Source organism: Antiquaquibacter metalliresistens (assembly GCF_029211225.1).
In the GTDB taxonomy this organism is placed as follows: domain Bacteria; phylum Actinomycetota; class Actinomycetes; order Actinomycetales; family Microbacteriaceae; genus Rhodoglobus; species Rhodoglobus metalliresistens.
In genome coordinates, this window is sequence record NZ_JARGEM010000001.1 from 431656 (window position 1) to 449537 (window position 17882).

Annotated in this window: 17 protein-coding genes and 1 tRNA gene; 12 read left to right on the plus strand and 6 right to left on the minus strand. The window is 69.6% G+C overall.

Annotated elements, in window-relative coordinates; genetic code table 11:
- Positions 1-65 precede the first annotated feature (65 nt).
- The 5 genes from PYV02_RS02220 to PYV02_RS02240 are packed head-to-tail and all read left to right on the plus strand — an operon-like array spanning position 66 to position 4558.
- The gene (locus PYV02_RS02220) at positions 66-641 is read left to right on the plus strand and encodes a TetR/AcrR family transcriptional regulator (RefSeq protein ID WP_275755753.1); all 576 of its coding nucleotides are present in this window, start codon (positions 66-68) and stop codon (positions 639-641) included.
- 30 nt (positions 642-671) lie between these two features.
- On the plus strand, positions 672-1436 hold the full coding sequence (locus PYV02_RS02225; RefSeq protein ID WP_275755756.1) for a patatin-like phospholipase family protein: 765 nt from the start codon (positions 672-674) through the stop codon (positions 1434-1436).
- 28 nt (positions 1437-1464) lie between these two features.
- On the plus strand, positions 1465-2625 hold the full coding sequence (locus PYV02_RS02230) for a glycosyltransferase (protein WP_275755758.1): 1161 nt from the start codon (positions 1465-1467) through the stop codon (positions 2623-2625).
- A complete protein-coding gene (locus PYV02_RS02235) occupies positions 2622-3740 on the plus strand; it encodes a thiamine pyrophosphate-dependent enzyme (protein ID WP_275755760.1) in 1119 nt (372 codons plus the stop codon). Before PYV02_RS02230 ends, PYV02_RS02235 begins: the two co-directional genes overlap by 4 nt.
- Positions 3737-4558: a glycosyltransferase family 2 protein gene (locus PYV02_RS02240; protein ID WP_275755762.1), complete on the plus strand. Its 822-nt coding sequence runs from the start codon at positions 3737-3739 to the stop codon at positions 4556-4558. Before PYV02_RS02235 ends, PYV02_RS02240 begins: the two co-directional genes overlap by 4 nt.
- Before the next feature lie 37 nt (positions 4559-4595).
- Here PYV02_RS02240 and PYV02_RS02245 read toward each other — a convergent pair whose 3' ends face one another.
- Entirely contained in the window at positions 4596-4799 is a 204-nt protein-coding gene (locus tag PYV02_RS02245; protein WP_275755764.1) for a Sec-independent protein translocase subunit TatA/TatB, read from the minus strand.
- Between the two features lie 318 nt (positions 4800-5117).
- Here PYV02_RS02245 and PYV02_RS02250 point away from each other — a divergent pair, with 318 nt between their 5' ends.
- The 5 genes from PYV02_RS02250 to mobF all read left to right on the plus strand — a co-directional run bounded on the left by PYV02_RS02250 (position 5118) and on the right by mobF (position 13622).
- Complete coding sequence (locus PYV02_RS02250; protein WP_275755767.1) at positions 5118-6437, plus strand: phytoene desaturase family protein; 1320 nt, start codon at positions 5118-5120, stop codon at positions 6435-6437.
- A 1-nt stretch (position 6438) separates the two neighbouring features.
- Positions 6439-7812 carry a protoporphyrinogen/coproporphyrinogen oxidase gene (locus PYV02_RS02255; RefSeq protein ID WP_275755769.1) on the plus strand — a complete coding sequence of 458 codons (1374 nt, stop codon included), beginning with the start codon at positions 6439-6441 and terminating at the stop codon, positions 7810-7812.
- A gap of 59 nt (positions 7813-7871) precedes the next feature.
- Positions 7872-9203, plus strand: a complete 1332-nt coding sequence (locus tag PYV02_RS02260; RefSeq protein WP_275755771.1) for a phytoene desaturase family protein — start codon at positions 7872-7874, stop codon at positions 9201-9203.
- A gap of 79 nt (positions 9204-9282) precedes the next feature.
- Positions 9283-9858 (plus strand): TetR/AcrR family transcriptional regulator, encoded by a 576-nt coding sequence (locus PYV02_RS02265; protein WP_275755773.1) that lies wholly within the window; start codon positions 9283-9285, stop codon positions 9856-9858.
- A gap of 293 nt (positions 9859-10151) precedes the next feature.
- A complete protein-coding gene (mobF, locus tag PYV02_RS02270; protein WP_275755777.1) occupies positions 10152-13622 on the plus strand; it encodes a MobF family relaxase in 3471 nt (1156 codons plus the stop codon).
- Here the strand turns inward: mobF and PYV02_RS02275 are convergent.
- Both PYV02_RS02275 and PYV02_RS02280 read right to left on the minus strand, forming a co-directional pair.
- Positions 13612-14061 (minus strand): PIN domain-containing protein, encoded by a 450-nt coding sequence (locus tag PYV02_RS02275; protein WP_275755779.1) that lies wholly within the window; start codon positions 14059-14061, stop codon positions 13612-13614. The genes mobF and PYV02_RS02275 overlap by 11 nt on opposite strands.
- Positions 14058-14339, minus strand: a complete 282-nt coding sequence (locus tag PYV02_RS02280; protein WP_275755781.1) for a type II toxin-antitoxin system Phd/YefM family antitoxin — start codon at positions 14337-14339, stop codon at positions 14058-14060. Before PYV02_RS02280 ends, PYV02_RS02275 begins: the two co-directional genes overlap by 4 nt.
- 150 nt (positions 14340-14489) lie before the next feature.
- Here PYV02_RS02280 and PYV02_RS02285 point away from each other — a divergent pair, with 150 nt between their 5' ends.
- Both PYV02_RS02285 and PYV02_RS02290 read left to right on the plus strand, forming a co-directional pair.
- The gene (locus PYV02_RS02285) at positions 14490-14861 is read left to right on the plus strand and encodes a hypothetical protein (protein WP_275755783.1); all 372 of its coding nucleotides are present in this window, start codon (positions 14490-14492) and stop codon (positions 14859-14861) included.
- Positions 14862-15052: 191 nt separating this feature from the next.
- Positions 15053-15143: transfer RNA gene (locus PYV02_RS02290), tRNA-Ser, on the plus strand.
- 254 nt (positions 15144-15397) lie between these two features.
- Here the strand turns inward: PYV02_RS02290 and PYV02_RS02295 are convergent.
- The 3 genes from PYV02_RS02295 to PYV02_RS02305 are packed head-to-tail and all read right to left on the minus strand — an operon-like array spanning position 15398 to position 17816.
- A complete protein-coding gene (locus PYV02_RS02295) occupies positions 15398-15868 on the minus strand; it encodes a RidA family protein (RefSeq protein ID WP_275755785.1) in 471 nt (156 codons plus the stop codon).
- Positions 15869-15894: 26 nt separating this feature from the next.
- On the minus strand, positions 15895-17073 hold the full coding sequence (locus tag PYV02_RS02300; protein ID WP_275755787.1) for a MalY/PatB family protein: 1179 nt from the start codon (positions 17071-17073) through the stop codon (positions 15895-15897).
- The gene (locus PYV02_RS02305) at positions 17070-17816 is read right to left on the minus strand and encodes a helix-turn-helix transcriptional regulator (protein ID WP_275755789.1); all 747 of its coding nucleotides are present in this window, start codon (positions 17814-17816) and stop codon (positions 17070-17072) included. The genes PYV02_RS02300 and PYV02_RS02305 overlap by 4 nt, the downstream gene beginning before the upstream one ends.
- Between the last annotated feature and the right edge of the window lie 66 nt (positions 17817-17882).

Below are 17882 nucleotides of genomic sequence, written 5' to 3' on the forward strand. Positions count from 1 at the left end.
AACTGATGTGAGAGTCTGGTATCGTTTTTCGGGGTTGTCAAACCGACGCGGAAGGAGCGGATTCGATGGACGGCAGCACGATGCGGGTGGATGCGGCGGCGAGCATGGCGAAGATCCTGGGAGCCGCGCGGCGGGCGTTCTCCCTCGGGGACGGGTCGGGGACGCTGAACCGGATCGCGAAGGAGGCGGGCGTGGGGATCGCGACGCTGTACCGGCACTTCCCGAACCGGGAGTCCCTCGCCCTCGCCGTCTACGACGACGTGTTCGCCACGGAGGTGCAGCCCGTCTTCGCACAGTTCGAACGCACCGACGCTCCGCGCGACGTGCTGCTCGAGCTCGGGGAGAGGCTCCTCGGTGTGCTGGACCGCGAGCGTGGGTTGGTGAGGTCGCTATCGAACCTGGCCGAGGCGACCCGCGAGCTGATGGGCCGGAACGCGGCCGCGATCGAGCAGACCGTGCGGCGTGCGCAGGCGGCGGGAACGCTCCGTGCCGACATCACGCCGGAGGACATCCCGAACCTGATGACGATGATCGCCGCCGGGTTCGGCAGCATCCCCTCCGGCGCCCATCGCCGCCGCTACCTCAGCCTCGTCCTCGACAGCCTGAACCCCGCGCAGGCGCACCCGCTCCCGAGCGTCTGACCGATGCTGGAGTCGAAAGCGATGTCAGACATGACGGCAGAAGTCGGGCATCCCCGTGCAGTCGTGGGGCTGGCGCTGGGGGGCGGAGGTGCGCTCGGCGCCGCCCACGTCGGCGTCCTGAAGGCGCTCCGAGAACACCATGTCCTCCCCAAGGTCGTCGCGGGGACGAGCGCGGGCTCACTGGTCGGCGCGGCGTTCGCCGCGGGCCTTTCCATCGCAAAGATCGAGGAGGCGGTGCTGGACGCGGACTGGTCGACGTTCGGCCGTCTGCGTCCCACCGCGCGGCTGGGGCTCCTCGACAGCGCCGCCCTGCTGGACACCATCGACCGGCTCGGTGGAGAGCCGCTCATCGAAGAGCTGCCGCGGCGCTTCGCGGCGGTCGCAACCGATCTGCGGACCCGTCGGGCCGTCATCCTCGACAGAGGCCGATTGGGTCCAGCCCTCCGTGCGAGCATCGCCGTCCCCGGCATGTTCTCCCCGGTCGTGACCGGCGACCAGATCCTCGTCGACGGTGGCCTGGCTGCGAACCTCCCGATCGCCGCCACACATCACCTCGGTGCGACGTTCACGATCGCTGTCCGGCTCCGGCCGGAATGGGAGCACGTCCCCGTGGTGCGTTCGGCGGCGGCGATCGCCGAGCTCGAACGGCGTCCCGACGTGCTGATGATCCACCCCGATCTCGACGGATGCTCACAGTGGTCCCGTGCGGACGTCCCGCGCATCATCGATGCGGGCTACGCCGCCGCGAGCACCGCCCTCCACGAATGGAAGACCCAGCAGACCCATGCCGCATAGCGAATCTCTCACCGGCCGCGCCGCCTGCGTGCTGATCGGCACAGACACGTTCCCGCCCGATGTCAATGGTGCCGCGCGGTTCGCGCGGGAGCATGCCGTCCGCCTCGCCCGCCGAGGGCACGACGTGCACGTCATCGCCCCCGCGACCCGCATGCGCTCCAGTTCCGGCATCGAGGTCTACGACGGGCAGCGACTCACGGTCCATCGGCTGCGCAGCGTGCGCTGGCCGCTGCACGACTGGCTCCGTGTCGCTCCGCCGTGGGAGGTGCGCGCGCAGACGCGTCGCATCCTCCTGCGGGTGCGGCCCGCCGTCGTGCACCTGCAGTCCTTCATCGACATCGGACGCGGCCTCGCCTACGAGGCCGAGCGCCTCGACATCCCGATCATCGCGACCAACCACGTCATGCCGGACAACGTCGTCGAGTTCAGCGGACTTCCTCGGCGTCTGCACCCTCGGCTGACGGCGTTCGGATGGAGCCTCGCCAGCACGGTGTACTCCCGCGCCGACATCGTCACCAGCCCGACCCCGGCCGCCGCCCACTATCTGGAGTCGAACACGCGGCTGCGTGGCGTGGTCCCCGTATCGTGCGGCGTCGAGAACGACAGGTTCACGCCCAAGCAGGACCGCCCGGCGGAGAATCGCGTGCTGTTCGTCGGACGCCTCGACCCGGAGAAGAACCTCGACACCCTGCTGAACGCGTTCAGCCTCATCCCCCGTGAGCTCGCGGCGCACCTCGACATCGTCGGAAGCGGCTCCGAGCGCAGCCACCTGGAGGGGCTGGCGCGTTCGCTGGCCATCGCCGATCGCACGACGTTCCACGGGTACGTCGACGACGACCGGCTGACCGAACTGCACCACCGGGCCACGGTGTTCGTGATGCCATCCACTGCCGAACTCCAGTCGATCGCGACCCTTGAGGCGATGGCCTCGGGCACCCCGGTGGTTCTCGCCGATGCCGTCGCGCTCCCGCACCTGATCGCCTCCGGCGCGGAAGGGTATCTCGTCCACCCCCGCAACGCGCACGAGTTCGCCGACCGGATCGAACGCATCCTGCACCTCGACCCCGACGCCTACCGGGCGATGAGCCGTGCGGCATCCGCCACCGCCTTGACCCATGACGCCGGGGTCATGACCTCCCGATACGAACAGCTCTACCAGGAGAGCTGGTCTCTCGCCGGTGCCGTGTGAGCACCCCGCGCGGCCCCGCCCTGATCCGGTTCTTGACGCCTCAGGGGCGTTACGCGCCGAGCCGTGCCGCGGCACCGTACGCGCCCCTCGTCGACGGGCTCGACACGGAGCGGCTCCTCTCGTTCTACCGCGAGATGACTCTCGCCCGTCGGCTCGATGAGGCGTCCACCGCGTTGCAGCGTCAGGGTGAGCTCGCCCTCTGGATCCCCTCCTACGGGCAGGAAGCCGCCCAGACAGGCTCCGCCCACGCCCTCAGCCCGCTCGACACCGTGTTCCCCTCCTATCGGGAACATGGCGTGGCTCTTGCCCGTGGTATCGACTTCGTCGACATCCTCGCTGTCCTTCGCGGCAACACGTTTCGCGGCTGGGATCCCGAGCGCACCCGGTTCCGGCTCTACACGATCGTGCTCGCCGCCCAGGCGCTCCATGCGGCGGGCTATGCGATGGGGATCAGCCTCGATCAGCAGGCAGGACGAAAGCCACCCGGCGAGGAGGCCGTGATCGTCTACATCGGCGATGGCGCGATGTCCGAAGGCGACGCGAGCGAAGCGCTGACCTTCGCCCGCACCTACGACGCACCCGTCCTGTTCTTCGTGCAGAACAACCAGTACGCCATCTCCACCCCGGCATCCACCCAGACCGCGGTCTCTTACGCGACGCGTGCGAAGGGATTCGGAATCCCCGGCCACCGCATCGACGGCAACGATGTCCTCGCCAGCTACGCCGTCACCAAACACGTCATGGATGCCGTCCGCGCCGGCGGCGGACCGGCTCTCATCGAAGCCGTCACCTACCGCCTCGGCCCCCACACCTCATCCGACGACCCCACCAAGTACCGGACCGTGCAGGAGCGCTCTTCCTGGGAGCGGCGCGACCCGATCCCGCGCCTGCGGGCCCACCTGAGCGAGCGCGGCGTCACCGATGACGTGTTCGAGAGCATCGATGCTCACAACGCCGAACACGCCGGCGACGTCCGCAGACGCCTGATCGCACTCCCCGCCCCGGACCCCGGCGGCATGTTCGACCACGTCTACAGCGACGCCCATCCCGTCGCCCATGCCCAGAAGGCGTGGTTGCGCGACTATCTGGACTCCTTCGAGGACGCCGCGGAATGACCATCGACGACGATGGGCGGCGCAGGGGCTCGCCACGGCCGAGGGTGTCGATCGTGATCCCCGCCTGGAACGAGCAGGACTACCTGGGCGAGTGTCTCGAGGCGATCGCCGCTCAGACGGACCCGCCCGATGAGGTCATCGTCGTCGACAACGGCAGCACCGACGCCACCGGCCGCATCGCGGCCTCATACCCCTTCGTCACCGTCCTCGAGGAGCCCATCCCCGGGATCGTCCCCGCGCGCAATCGCGGACTGAACGCGGCCACGGGCGATGTGCTGGGCAGGATCGACGCCGACAGCATCATCGACCCGGGCTGGGTCGCCGTCGTCCGTGCACACTTCACACGGGCGGGCACCGACGAGGTGGCGGGAATCACCGGCTCAGGCGACGCGCTCATCGACGGACACCCCGCCCTCGGACACCTCCTCGGCAAGGCCACCCTCGAATACGGCTACTACCCGATCAGCGAGATACTGACAGGCGGCCAGGTCATGGTCGGCTGCAACATGGCCATCACCCGCACCGCATGGGAGACCATCCGCGAGGATGCCTTCCCCGACCACACCAAGGTGCACGAGGATCTCGATCTCAGCGTGCTCATCCACCGTGCGGGCGGGCACATCCACCACCTCCCAGAGATGCGCATCCGGACCAGGCGCGTCGAACTCGAGCCGCCGGCGAAGCTCTGGTGGCGGCTGCGCATCTGGCCGAACGCCGTCACCCGGCATCAGCACGCTGTCCGCGTCGATGCGATGTCGGAGAAACACGGGCAACCGGAGCGGACCGGAGCAGCGGGCTCGGACCACACGATTGCGTGAGGGACGGCGACGCAGGCCGGACGAGTCGACGACTACCCTACATGTCCGTGCCAGCATGCGGGTCGGTGGCGCTCTGCTCGTCTGGGTGAGCGGCGCTGCTTGCCGGTCGGGATTCCGTGGCGAAGATCCGAATGGATTTGCCCAGGCTCCGCGCGATCTCCGGAAGCCGGGAGCCGCCGAACAGAACGAGAGCGAGAACGGCGATGACCAGCAGCTCGGGCGCCTCGATCCCGCGGATCATGCGCCCACTCCGGTTCCTGCCGAGTACGGGGACGCGCTCGTCAGCGGCATCAGGAGACCGCCCGTGTCGCGACCCGGCAGCGGACATCCGCCGTCGGACCGGACAGGAGCGTGCGGCACCGCTACGGGCCCGGCATGCGGAACGGTCATCATGATGCTCCCTCGAGATAGGACGGATCGGACTCCGGGTGCTCTGCCGCGATGATAGCTCGAAATGATAGTCATCTCTTGTTTCTGATTCGCGGTCGACATCCTCGCGGACACCGCCTCTTCCCAATAATTTGCTTTTAGGTAAAATATGCATGACGGGAAGGCGGAGATGACGACGCAGCGGCTCGAGGATCGGTGGGACGCGATCGTCCTCGGCGCAGGCGCCGGTGGCCTGTTCACCGCCGCGCGGCTCGCTGCCGTAGGCCGACGGGTGCTCGTGCTGGAGGCAGGGGAGCGGGCTGGCGGTCGCGCGGGTGTCTCGGAGCTGGACGGCTTCCTCGTCAACGACGGCGCGGTTCTGGTCGAGCTGGCCGGCATCCTCGAGCAGAGCTTCGCCGAGCTCGGGCATCCGCTGCGCCTCTACGTGCCGAAGCGCGCCCTGACGCTGCGCGCCGGGAAGCGGGACGTGTCGTTGAGCACGGGGCTCGCGGCGGTGGCCGTGCGCGGCGGCCTGTGGCTGGCGCGCACGGGCCTGCGATTGTTCCCTGGGCTCAAGCCCGCCGAGCAGTTGACGACCTCCGAGTGGCTGGCGCGGCTCACCAGGAGCGCGCGGGTGCACGGCCTGGTGCGGAACATGTGCGGGGCGCTGTTCGCCGCCGGTCCGGAACTCGTCTCGGCACGGTTCTTCCTGGACTACTTCACCAAGCCCGGTGCGCTGAAGTCCTTCGGCTTCGCCCCCGGCGGCACCGGGGCGATCTGGGCTCCGCTCGTGGAGGTGATCGAGGAGGCCGGCGGGCGCGTCCTGCTCGGCGCGACGGCGACCTCCGTCCAGCGGGATCATGCGGGTGGCGGCTTCCGGATCACCAGCGATCACGCCGGCGGCGGCCGGGTCGATCGCGCGCCGCAGTTCGTGAACGACGCGGGCCCGGCCGCGCTGCTGTCTCTGGCCGGCTCGCTGCTGCCCCTGGAATACGTGCAGCGGCTGCGGACCGCGGACAGCCCGAGCGCGCTCATCACGGTGCACTTCGCGTCACGGGAACCGCTCGCGCAGTTCCCGGCATTGGCCCTGTTCGCCGGCTCCCGTCGCCTGGCCTACGCCGGGAACTTCAGCGCCCCGGATCTCGCTCGCGCGCCGGAAGGCTGGCACCTCTACAGCGGCGCGTCGGTTCCACAGCCGGCCGTCGGAGACTTCGACGAGGAGGCCGAGACCGCTCTGCTCCTGGAGGACCTGCGGGAGCAGTTCCCGGGCTTCGATCGGGCCCGCATCCTCCGCATCGACGTCACCCGCGGCACCTGGCCCGGTGCCCGTTCCCTGCCCGGCCGCACGGTCGAGCCGGAGAGCCCGGTGCCGGGGCTGTGGAACGTCGGCGACGGCGCGAGCCTGTGGGCGACGGCTGGGATCTCCGCCTGCGCGCAGAACGCCCAGGTCGTCGCGGACCGCATCCTTGCCGCCCCGCACGGGGCCACCTCGAAGAAAGCGAGCGCATGAAATGAACGCCCCCACCACGGGGTCCGGTCCCTCCGTCATCGTCGTCGGCGGCGGCCCGTCCGGCTTGTCCGCCGCGTTCCGGCTGCAGCAGGCCGGCTGCACCGTCACGGTCCTCGAGGACGATGCCCAGGCCGGCGGCAAGGTCCGCACCGAGGTCCGCGACGGCTTCGTCATGGACCAGGGAGCGAGCGTCCTGCCACAGGCGTACACGTACGTCATGCAGCTGCTCCACGATGCGGGCGGCGACCACCTGCTGCAGCCCGGCGGGACCACGGTCGGGTTCGCCCGCGAGGACAAGATCCACTTCCTCGACTCCGCGCACCTGCTCCGGGATGCGATCGGCACGAAGCTCATCTCCTGGAAGTCGAAGGCGAAGATGGCGAACCTGGGCCTCGACCTGCTGAAGGTGCGCCCTTACATCAACGCGGAGAACCTCGCCCCGCTCGGGCAGTTCTGGGACGACGAGACCGCGAACGCCTACGCTCGGCGGCGCCTCACCCCGGAGGTGTCGGAGTTCATGATCGACTCGGTGCTGCGAGGCCTGCTCGGCACCAGCGGCGAGTTCAACTCGAAGATCGACTTCTTCTACTCGTTCACGAACATCATCGGCACGAAGCTGAACTCGCTCAAGGGCGGCATGCAGCGCTACGTCGACACCGTCGCCGCGCATCTGAACGTCGTCACGAACGCGCGAGTCCAGTCGGTCGAGGAGAGCGAGCACGAGGCCACCGTCACCTGGGTCGACGCCGCGGGCACGACGCACGTCGACACCGCCGACGCGGTCGTCCTTGCCGTCTGGGGCACCCAGGTCGCCTCGCTCTACCCGCAGCTGCACCCGAAGGCGGTCGAGTACTTCGACGACCTCGAATACACCACGAGCGTCAACCTCAACGTCGCGCTGTCGAAGCCGCCGGCGAAGAACCCCGCGTTCGTGGTGTGCATCCCGGAGTCCGTGGAGACGAACCTGTTCGCCGTCACGCTCGAGCACAACAAGGCACCCGACCGCGTCCCGGCCGGCAAGGGCCTGGTGGGGCTGTACTCGATGTCGAAGTGGGCGGAGGAGCTGATCGATCAGGATGACGAGACGGTCGTGGCGCAGTTGCTCGCCGCCGCCGACCGGGTCATCCCGCACCTCAGCGACGACGTCGAGTTCGCGCTCGTCAACCGCTGGAACCCCGTCGTGGTCTACAGTCACCCGGGCACCTACAAGGGCCTCGCGCAGCTGAACCAGTACCGGCCGCGCAAGCGTGTCCACCTCGCGGGTGACTACTTCTCCTGCTCCAACCTCAACACCGCCACCGCGGGCGGCGCCCGGGCCGCCCGCGAGCTCCTCGCCGCAGTCGCCTCACCGGCCCCGGCTCTGACCGGGCGGTGACGGCCGGCGCGCGAACCTGATGCCCACAACCAGTGCGACCGAATGAGAGGAGACGATCAATGACGATCGAACAGCATGCACACGTGCCGGAGGAGGTCGACGTCGTGGTGATCGGCGCCGGTGCCGGGGGCCTCGCCGCGGCTGCCTGGCTGGTGAAAGCCGGCTACCGCATCCTCGTCGTCGAGGCGAAGCCGCAGGTCGGCGGGCGCGCCTCGACCGAGCCGATCGACGGCTTCGGGGTGAACACCGGAGCGCAGATCTTCGAACTGGGCGGCGCGAACAAGGCCCTGTTCGACGACGTCGGCATTCCGATCCGGGCGAGGAAGCAGCCCGTCCCGCTGATCCTCCGGCTCGGCAGACGCGACGTTCAGGTGATGAGCGGCATCACGGGATTCCTCGCCAACAAGATCGGCATCCCCGTCATCGGCGGCCTCGCGCGTCGCTTCGGCTGGTTCCGGCCCAAGGAGGGCATCTTCCTGGACACCTGGCTCGACCAGCTGCACGCCCCCGTCAAGATCAAGCGGCTGTGCCGGAACCTCACCAGCGCCCTGTTCGCCGCCGAGCCGAGCGACGTCATCGCGACGCTGTTCTTCGACTACCTGACGAAGAAGGGCGGCATGAACACGTACGGCGCCCACCCCGACGGCTCCATCGGGCCGTGGCAGGACCTCGCAGCCGGCATTCAGCGCGCGGGCGGCACGATCCTGCTGGACACCAGCGTCACCGCGATCGGTGTCGGCGACGACGGACGCGCCGACACGGTCGTCATCCGGAAGACCGACGGCGCCACCGTCACCGTCCGCACCCGGGCGGTCATCAGCAACATCGGCCCCGTCGCCACGAGCCGCCTCTTCCCCGCCGAAGCCTGGCCCGCCGACGACAGAGAGAAGCTGGAAGCGGAGAGCTTCCCCGGCACTCTGATCACGATCAACTTCGCTAGCGAGCAGCCGATCCCGAACCTCACGACACTGGTGTTCTTCGGCTACACAGAACGCCTGGCCTATGCCTCCTACATGAGCGGCCCATCCCCGTCGCTCGCACCCGCCGGCTGGCACCTCTACTGCGTCACGAGCACTCCGCATCCGGCGAACACCGGCTTCGACCTCGACGAGGAGCTCGCCATCCTCCGCCGGGAAGCCGCTCGAGAGTTTCCCGAGTCCGCCCGGGCGCGTGAGGTCTCGATCGCGAACTGCACCGGCGACTGGCCCGGCCAGCGGGCCATCCCGGGCCGCGATTGGCCGAACGCGACGCCGATCCAGAATCTGTGGAACGTCGGCGACGCCGCACGTCCCTGGATGGCAGCCGGCCAGAGCGGCTGCGTCGAGTCCGCCCGGATCGCTGTCGACGCTCTCATCGCCACCGGTCTGCCCGCCTCGCACCTGAGAGACTGATCGTGTGAGCATCAGCACGCCGGAACCCGGGCGAGGCCGGGGACGGGGACGACCGGCACGCTCAGGAGATGACCCCGCGGTGCGCGAACTGATCCTCCGTGCCGCCCGGTCGGTGTTCGCGCGCTCCGGCTACCATGACGCGACCCTGCAACGGATCGCCCAGGAGGCGGGCGTCACCCGACCGGCGATCAGCCACCACTTCTCCAGCAAGGCGGCACTGTTCTCAGCCGTCTTCGAGGAGGTCCGCCAGAGGGTCGTGGTCACCGGCATCCATCGAGCCCTCGACGCATCCACCCATCTTCAGGATCGCCTGGCCACGTTCCTCATGTCATCGGTGGAGGTCGACGCGGAAGACCGCAGCTACGCCGCGTTCATCACGGCCTCGCTGCTGGACACGGCCAGGTCCCCGGAGCTGCACCACCTCACCCGCCGCCATCTCGATGACCTCCGCGCGTTCCTGAGGCGACTCTGCGAGGACGCCGTCACAGCAGAGGAACTGCCCGCCAGCACCGACATCGCCACCAGCGCAGAGGCATTGCTCGCGATCGTCTGGGGCACCGGCCTCTACGGCGCCTATCTCGGCGACCACCAGCAGCTCACCGCCGTCAGCGAGCGCGTCGTCGCGATGGTGCGCGGGCTCCTCACCATCGACTGAAGCCGCTTACCCATCTACCCGGGCCGACTCCAGCAAAGGCCTACGGTTCTCGCTGCACGCACGCCCTGTATCCCCGCTTCCCACGCCACCACTCTTCCGGCTCCTTGGGCATAAGCGAATGTGTCATAAGCGAATGAATGAATGAATCCTCTCCCTGAACTGAATCTTCTCCCTGAGTGTGTCACCGATGTCCTGATACAGAACTGTCACCAATGTCCTGAGACATCACATCTTCTCCCTGAGTACATCTTCTCCCTGAGTGGACGTATGCTACCGTAGGTAGTTGCAAGAACATGAGTTTGGAGGAGGCGGTGATGAAGGGCGGCGTGATTCTGTTCCGGGGCTCCGGCGCGGACGCGCGCCGCTACTTGGAGTCGGATCGGTCGCGCGCCGATGACTACTACTTGGAGGGCGGGACCGCTCTGGCGGAGTTCGCCGTGGTCGATGCCAGCGGCAGGGTGATCGGTGAGGGCGCGCTGACGGCTGACGAGTACGCGCAATGGGTGGACTGGATCAACCCGCTCACCAGTGAGTCGATGGGCAAGCCCCGGCTGCCCGGTGTGGGGCGGCAGGGGTCGCCGCGGTTCGCGGAGATGGTCGTGAACGCGCCGAAGTCCCTGTCGATCGCCGCCGTGCTGCACCCGGAGGTGTCGGAGGCGCTGGACGCCGCGCAGCGGGACGCGGCAGCGGAGATCCGGTCCTGGCTCGGCCAGCATTCGGTCACGAGGGTCGGGCCGCGCGGGAAGCAGGAGGTGGTGCCGGTCGAGCAGTTGGAGACGGTCGCCGTCTCGCACAAGACCTCCCGCGCGGGTGACCCGCACCGGCACATCCACTTCCAGATCGGCACCCGCGTATGGGCGGTCGGCGCGTGGCGCGGGCTGGACACCGGGGCGCTGTTCCGGCAGCAGGGCGCGATCCGCGCCCTCGGCACCGCCGTCATCGCCGCGCATCCGCAGCTCGCCCAAGTACTCGACGCGCACGGCCTCACGCTGGACCCGGTGACGGGTGAGGTCGCGGAGCTGACCCCCTACAACGCGATCATGTCCAAGCGCGGCGAGCAGGTCGCCCGCAACCTCGCCAAGTTCGAGGCCGAGTGGCGGGTGGCGCATCCCGGCCAGGAGCCCGGCCCGGTCGCCATGTCTCGGCTGACCGCGATGGCGTGGGATCACGAGCGGCCGGCCAAGAAGCCGGCCATGCTCGGCCACGAGGCCGCTTGGCGTGCGGAGCTGGACGTGGCCGGCTACCGGCCGAACCCCGAGCGGGTGCCGGTGCGCGCCACGGTGTCGCTGGACGACCTGAGGGTGCAACAGGTCGCATCGCGGGCGCTGGACCGTTGCGCGGCCGGCGCATCGACGTGGACGGTGCATGACGTTCAGGAGCACGTCACGCGCATCATCACCGAGGCGGGCGTGCGTGCAACCCCCGACGCGCTGCGCGACCTCGTTGCGATCACGACCCGCCTGGCCATCGAGGATTGCCTGTCCGTGCTGCCGCCCGACAGTGTGCAACCCGAGCACATTGCGCACCTCACGACCCTGCACGTCGTGGCGGTCGAGACGAACCTGCGCGACCGGCTGACCGCCCGCGCAACGTCCGGCACCGGCCGGGTGCCGGACGTGACGCGCCTGACGCGCGACGCCGGGCTGGACCCGGAGCAGGCGCAGGCCGCCGCCGCGGTCGCCGGGACCGACCTCCTCGTGGTCGTGGAGGGCGCGGCCGGCGCGGGCAAGACCACCATGCTCGGCGCGGCCATCGAAGCGGCCACAGACCACGGCCGCGCAACGCGCGTGGTGACGCCGACGAAGAAGGCGGCAGACGTGGCCGCGCAGGAACTCGGCGTGAGTGCCGACAGCGTGGCGAAGCTCGTCCACGCGCACGGCTGGCGATGGAACGCCGACGGCGTATGGACCCGCCTGGCCGTGGGCGACACCGACCCGGAGACGGGCACCACCTACACCGGCCCCACCGCTGCCGCGCAGCTCGTCCAGGGTGAGCGGATCGTGGTGGACGAGGCGGGGATGCTCGACCAGGGCACCGCCCTCGCGCTGCTGACCGTCGCGGACGAGCACGGCGCAACCCTCGCCCTCGTCGGCGACCGCGCGCAGCTCCCCGCCGTGGGTCGCGGTGGGCTGCTCGACATGGCAGCGCAGCTCTCGCCGCGCGCCCACGACATGACGACCGTGCATCGCTTCGCCGATCCCGAGTACGCGGCGCTGACGGTGCAGATGCGTCGCGGCGATCATCTGGCGCTGCTGTTCGACCGACTCCACTCCCTCGGACTCGTGGTGCTGCACGAGAGCACCGAGGCGGTGCAGGACGCGATCGCCCGCGACGCCCGCGACGGGGACGCGATCACGACCGCGACGAACGACGAGGCGCGCGAGCTGAACGAGCGCGTCCGCGACGAGCGGGTGCGGGGAGGCCTGGTCGACGACGCCCGCACGACGACCGGCAGCGACGGTCTGAGCATCGGCCGGGGCGACGTGATCCAGACCCGGCAGAACGACTCGGACGTGCAGGTGGCGAACCGGCAGACCTGGACCGTGCAGGCGGTCGGCCAGGACGGGGCGGTGTGGGCGAAGGAGAACGGCAACGGCCGGAGGCGGCAGCGCACGGTACGCTTGCCGGCCGAGTACGTCGCCGAGCACACCCACCTGGCCTATGCCGCCACCGCCTACGGCGTGCAGGGCGCGACCGTGCCCGGCTCGCACACGGTCCTGTCCGATGCGCTCGACGCCTCCGGCGTCTACGTCGGCATGACCCGAGGCCAGGAGACGAACCGCCTCCACGTCGTCGCGGCCGACGTGGACGACGCACGGGAGCAGTTCGTGGCCGCGCTCGAGCGGGACCGCGCCGACCGCGGCCTGGTCGCCGCGACCCAGGCGGCGCGCGAAGCCGTAGCCGGCCTCGCGGCCGATGGGCCGGTTCGGGTGGTGAACGCGGAGCGCGCCCGCCTCGCCCAGCGGATCGAGCGCGCCGAGCGCGAGGCGGGCAAGTGGGAGCGGGTCGTGGCGGCGCTGGACCGGCAGCGCGCGGCGCACCGGGCCGAGGCCGACGACCAGCAGGAAGTTGTCGCTGCTGCGGACGCCCGCGCCGCGCGGGTGCGCGCCGAGGTCGCGTCCCCGCTGATCGAGCAGGCCGCCGCAGACGGCCTCGCCTACCTCACCGGGCGGGAGCGGTTGTGGGAGGCGCAGACCGCGCACGGCCAGGCGGGACGACTCAGGAGGCGTGCCGCCGGCCGCGCGGCGACCGAGGCCGCAGACGCGCACCGTGCGACGGAGGACGCGGTGCGGCGACGCTGGGGCGGGCTGCCGAGCGGGGCGGGCGGCCTGGAGCCATGGGCCGAGACGGTCGCCGGGAAGCAGGCCGACGCCGACCCGCGCGTGACCGAGACGCGGCACGACGCGGAGCAGACTCACCGCGAGCAGAGCCGCCTGGCCGAGCGGCACCTGCGCGAGTCCGTCGCCCTGCGCCAGCGGGTGCTCGGCTCCGCGACCCCGAGCACCGCGATCACCCGCGCTGCCGGCTGGCGTGCCCGTGCGGAGCAGGCCAGGCACGACCTCGCGCAGATCGAGGCGCTGCCCGTCACCGAAGCCGCACAGTACGTCCGCGGCCTCGCCGCCCGAGCCGAGGCCGAACGGCAAGCGGCCGAGCGCGCCCAGGCCGCACGCGAGAAGCGCGCTACCCAGCTCGGCCGCTACCGGCCGTCGAGCGACCACGGCAGGACGGGACCGCAGCGCGACGCTCCCGGCCTCAGTTTGTGACGGCTCCCGCCTCGCCGTCGCCGCGCAGGTAGATTTCCACAAGGTCGCTGGTCCAGGTCGCGACACCTGCACCGAAGAAGTCCCTGTCCTCGGTCCAGATCGGACAATCCAACGTGAGCGCAGCGGCGACCATCGGCCAGTCCATCGGGTCGCGCGCGCCGATCCGGGCCATCGCCACAGGCTCCAGCGGAGCGATCACTTCGATCGGCACAGCCTCCACGACCACGCGGAGTCGGTCGAGCGAGTCCAGCAGGGGCGCGGGGTCAGCGCCGCGCTTGCCGGCGATGGTCGGGAGGTGCCGGGCGGCCTCGGCGAAGGCGAGGTCCGGGGAGAAGAAGGACGTGTCCTCCCCGTACTCCTCGATCAGCTCCCGGACGCGGGTTCCGAGCACCGCCCGGATGAGGATGTTCGCGTCGAGGACGATGCGCCTCGTCGTCACGATGCGGAAGCGGCTTCCCGCGGTTCCTTCCGGCGCGCCTTCCGCATCGCGTCGAACTCGGCGACCACCTCGTCCTCGGTCATCCCGAGCTGCTCCAGCAGGGCGCTGGCCTTCTTCGCCGCTTCGGAGTATGCGGCGATCTCGGCCTTCCGATCCCGACGCACTGGGATGAACAGGCCGACGGTCTGCCCGTGCCGGGTCACGGTCACCGGCTCGGCCTGGTCGATGTAGTCGGCGAGGTCCTGGCGGAACTCCCGCACTCCCACGGTCACACTCATCCTCGGCTCCTTCCCATTGCGTACCCAAGTGTAAACTTGCGTACACAATACCCGGATTCGGCAGCGATGTCGAGCACCCGGCGCCTCCCGGCCGCTCGGCTCATCGGTGTGTGCCGTCGCCATGTCAGACCGCGAGCGTAGCCTCGGACCATGACGCTCAACGTCGATGGAACCCGACTCGGAGAGCAGAGCACGCTCAGGATCGCCGCCACCGTGCTCGCTGGGACGGTCGAACCCGGCTGGGCGCTGCTGGAGGAGACGGCCGACGAGCAGTTCTCCGGGTGGACCATCTACGGGCCGGGGGACTTCACAGACAAGCGACTGCCTGAGCTCGGCGAGGGTGACGAGTTGGTGGAGGTCTCCTTCGCCGAGGGCGAGCGCGCGCTCCCAGAGGTGCGAGAGCTGCACGACTGGGGCAACGGCGAGTTCCCGCTGCTCATGGAGTCGTGGGTGCATCGCGGTAGGCGCAAGTGGATGCCCTGGGAGGACTTCAGCAAGTACCGCGAACCAGCCGACGAGTGACCCGGATCGAACGCCGGCCGTGGCTCTCAGGAACCCGCCCGAGTGTCCCAAAAGTGTCCCGAGTGTCCCGAGAATGGCGATTCGCCCCCTTCTCTGAGTGCGACGAGTGCGAGGCGTGCGGGAGGGGCAAGGCCCCGACATCCCAGTCACCACAAGGGATTCCGCGTATCCGCTACGCTGGTCGGGCACAAGGAGACGTCGCATAGTTCGGCCTAGTGCACCACCCTGCTAAGGTGGAGAACCCTTTATTGGGTTCCGTGGGTTCAAATCCCACCGTCTCCGCTCATGACAACCTGATCGCCCGAGAATCGGGTGATCAGGTTCGCGTCTGGCAGTTCCTGCTCGAGCATCGGCACATCGGCTGCGCGGCACAACTCCGTGCCGGGCATCGATGTGGTCGCGCTGCCGACCACCCGGTGCGGGCCCGCGCTTCGCCGTCGAGGCCGCCCCGCGTTCTTCCCAACAGTCGGCTCGCGGTCACGCCCTCGAGAAAGAGGAGACCGCCCTCGAGCGATGGAGGGTCGTTGGTCCTGCGTTCAGGAGCGGGCCGACACGACCAGCTCGACCTCGACTGGGGCGTTGCGGGGGAGAGCGGCCACGCCGATCGCCGACCGCGTGTGGGCACCCGCGCTGCCGAGCACCTCGTTCAGCAGCGAGCTCGCGCCGTTCATCACCTCAGACTGCTCGTGGAAGCCCGGGGCGGATGCGACGAAGCCTGTGAGCTTGACGACCCGCTCGATGCGCGAGAGATCGACCACCGCGGCGATCGCGGCGAGTGCGTTCGCGGTGCACAGGCGGGCGAGATGGCCGCCGCGCTCGACGGTCACGTCCTGCCCGAGCAGTCCGGTCGCCGCGAGGCCCTCGTCGTCGATCGGGAGCTGCCCCGAGGTGTAGACGAGGTCTCCCACCCGGTGCGCCGGGGCGAACTCGGGTGGCTTGCTGGGCGGGGTCGCCGCGAGCGCGCGGAGCTCTCGTTCGGTCGCGGCGATGACGACGGTGGTGCCCATGGTCGAGGGTGCTCTCCTCTCGATGCTCACGCGGCTGCGGTCCGGCGGGTGGACTCGCCGAGTGCGCGCACGATGTGCTCCAGGATGGGCTGCGGCGTCGCGAAGATGAGCCGCGCGAAGCCCGTGCCGGCCACCCCGCACATCGTGCCCTCGGTGAGCGCGATCGACGCCTCGCGCGCGAAGAACTCCGCGGGGCGTTCGCCCGCACGGGTGTCGCGGAAGTCGATCCAGCCCACATAGGTGCCCTCGGGTCGCGGCATCCAGGCCCCCGGGAGCTCTTCGGCGACCAGCTCGAGCAGGCGGTCGCGGTTCGACTCGAGGTAGGCCCCCAGGTCGTCGAGCCACGGGTCGCCCCTGCGGAACGCGGCGGCGTTCGCGATGGCGCCGAGGTTGCTCGTGCCGTGACCGGCGAACATGCCGATGCGGTCCCAGGTCTCGCGGTCGCGGTCGCTCGTCAGCACGAGCTCGGCGCACTTGAGCCCCGGCAAGTTCCACGCCTTCGAGGCGCTCATCGCCGTGATCGTGTGGTCGGCCGCTGCCGGCGAGACCGTGGCGTAGGGCACGTGCACCGAGCCGCTGTAGACGAGCGGCGCCCAGATCTCGTCCGAGAAGACGCGTCCGCCGTTGCGGGCCACGACCTCCGAGATCGCCACGAGTTCCTCGCGGGCGAACACCCGACCGACGGGGTTGTAGGGGTTGCAGAGCACGAGCAGGTTGCCGCCCTGGTCGAAGGCGCGCTGCAGTTCGTCGAGGTCGAACTCGTAGCGACCATCGCGCACCGCGAGCGGCATCTCGATCACCTCGCGGCCCCGCATGGGTGGCACCATGAGGAACGGCATGTAGGCCGGGGTCGGCACGATGATCTTCGACCCTGGCGTCGAGCAGTGCTCCATGGCCAGTTCGAGCCCCATGATCACGTCGGGGATGGCCCGCACGTCAGATGGGGCGACCTGCCATCCGTACCGCCGCTCGAGGAATTCGGATGTTGCATCGGAGAGGTCGGCGGCGATCCGCGCGGGCATGTAGCCGAACGCGCCATCGTCGACGGCGGTGTGGAGCGCGGCGGTGACGTGGGGGTCGATACCGAAGTCCATCTCGGCGACGAACGCGCCGATCGATCCATCGGTCGCCGACCACTTCGTGGCCCCGGTGGAGCGGAGCTCGTCGATCGTGATGGCGTTGACTCGCTGCGCGAACGCGCTCATGCGGTTTCCTCCTCTTCTCCGCCGACCTGTGAGCCTTCGGAGATCTCGTTCAGATAGTTGTAGATGGTGAAGCGACTGACGCGGAGTGCGGTCGCGGCCTTGTCGGCGGCGCCCTTCAGCATGAAGAATCCGCGCGCGTTGAGCTCGCGCACGATCTCGATCTTGTGCTTCTTGCGCATCAGCTCGACCGGGATGCCGGAGACCGCGGTCGCCTTGTTGATGAGGTGCATCGCAAGTTCGTCGACGTCGGAGGTGAAGATCTCCTCCGATTCGCTCGGGAAAGTCGGCGCCGGCTGCACCGGGGCGTCGGTCGTTGCGCCGGCGAGGCCGAGCATGAGCGCCGAGATGTGATGGATCTCCTCCCAGGCGGAGAGGTCAGTGTTGACACACATCGCGGCGATGGCCGTGCCGCTGGAATCCCGCACGATGACGGTGGAGGACTTCATGCGACGGCCGTCGCCGAGGCGGGTCTCGTAGCCGATCTTCGTCTGGAACTCGCCCTTCGCGGCCGCCCCGAGCAGCAGGTCAGTGGCCGGATCGCCGACCCTGCGGCGCGTGACCGTGCCGCTGATCGCGACGATCGAGTTGGGAAGCTTCGAGAGGTCGTGCAGCAGCAGTTCGCTCGTCGGCGGCAACGCCTCGCCGAGTGACTCCACCAGGGCCGCAAGCATCTGGATGAGGTACTCGCCCTCGCTTCGCGTGCCCGTGCCCCCCGCGTCGTGGCGCGAGTTGCTCGATGTCATGTAATCCCTTCCTCGCAACGATCGTTGGCACGAGAGTGACACAAAACGTTGCGCACCTCAACTCTA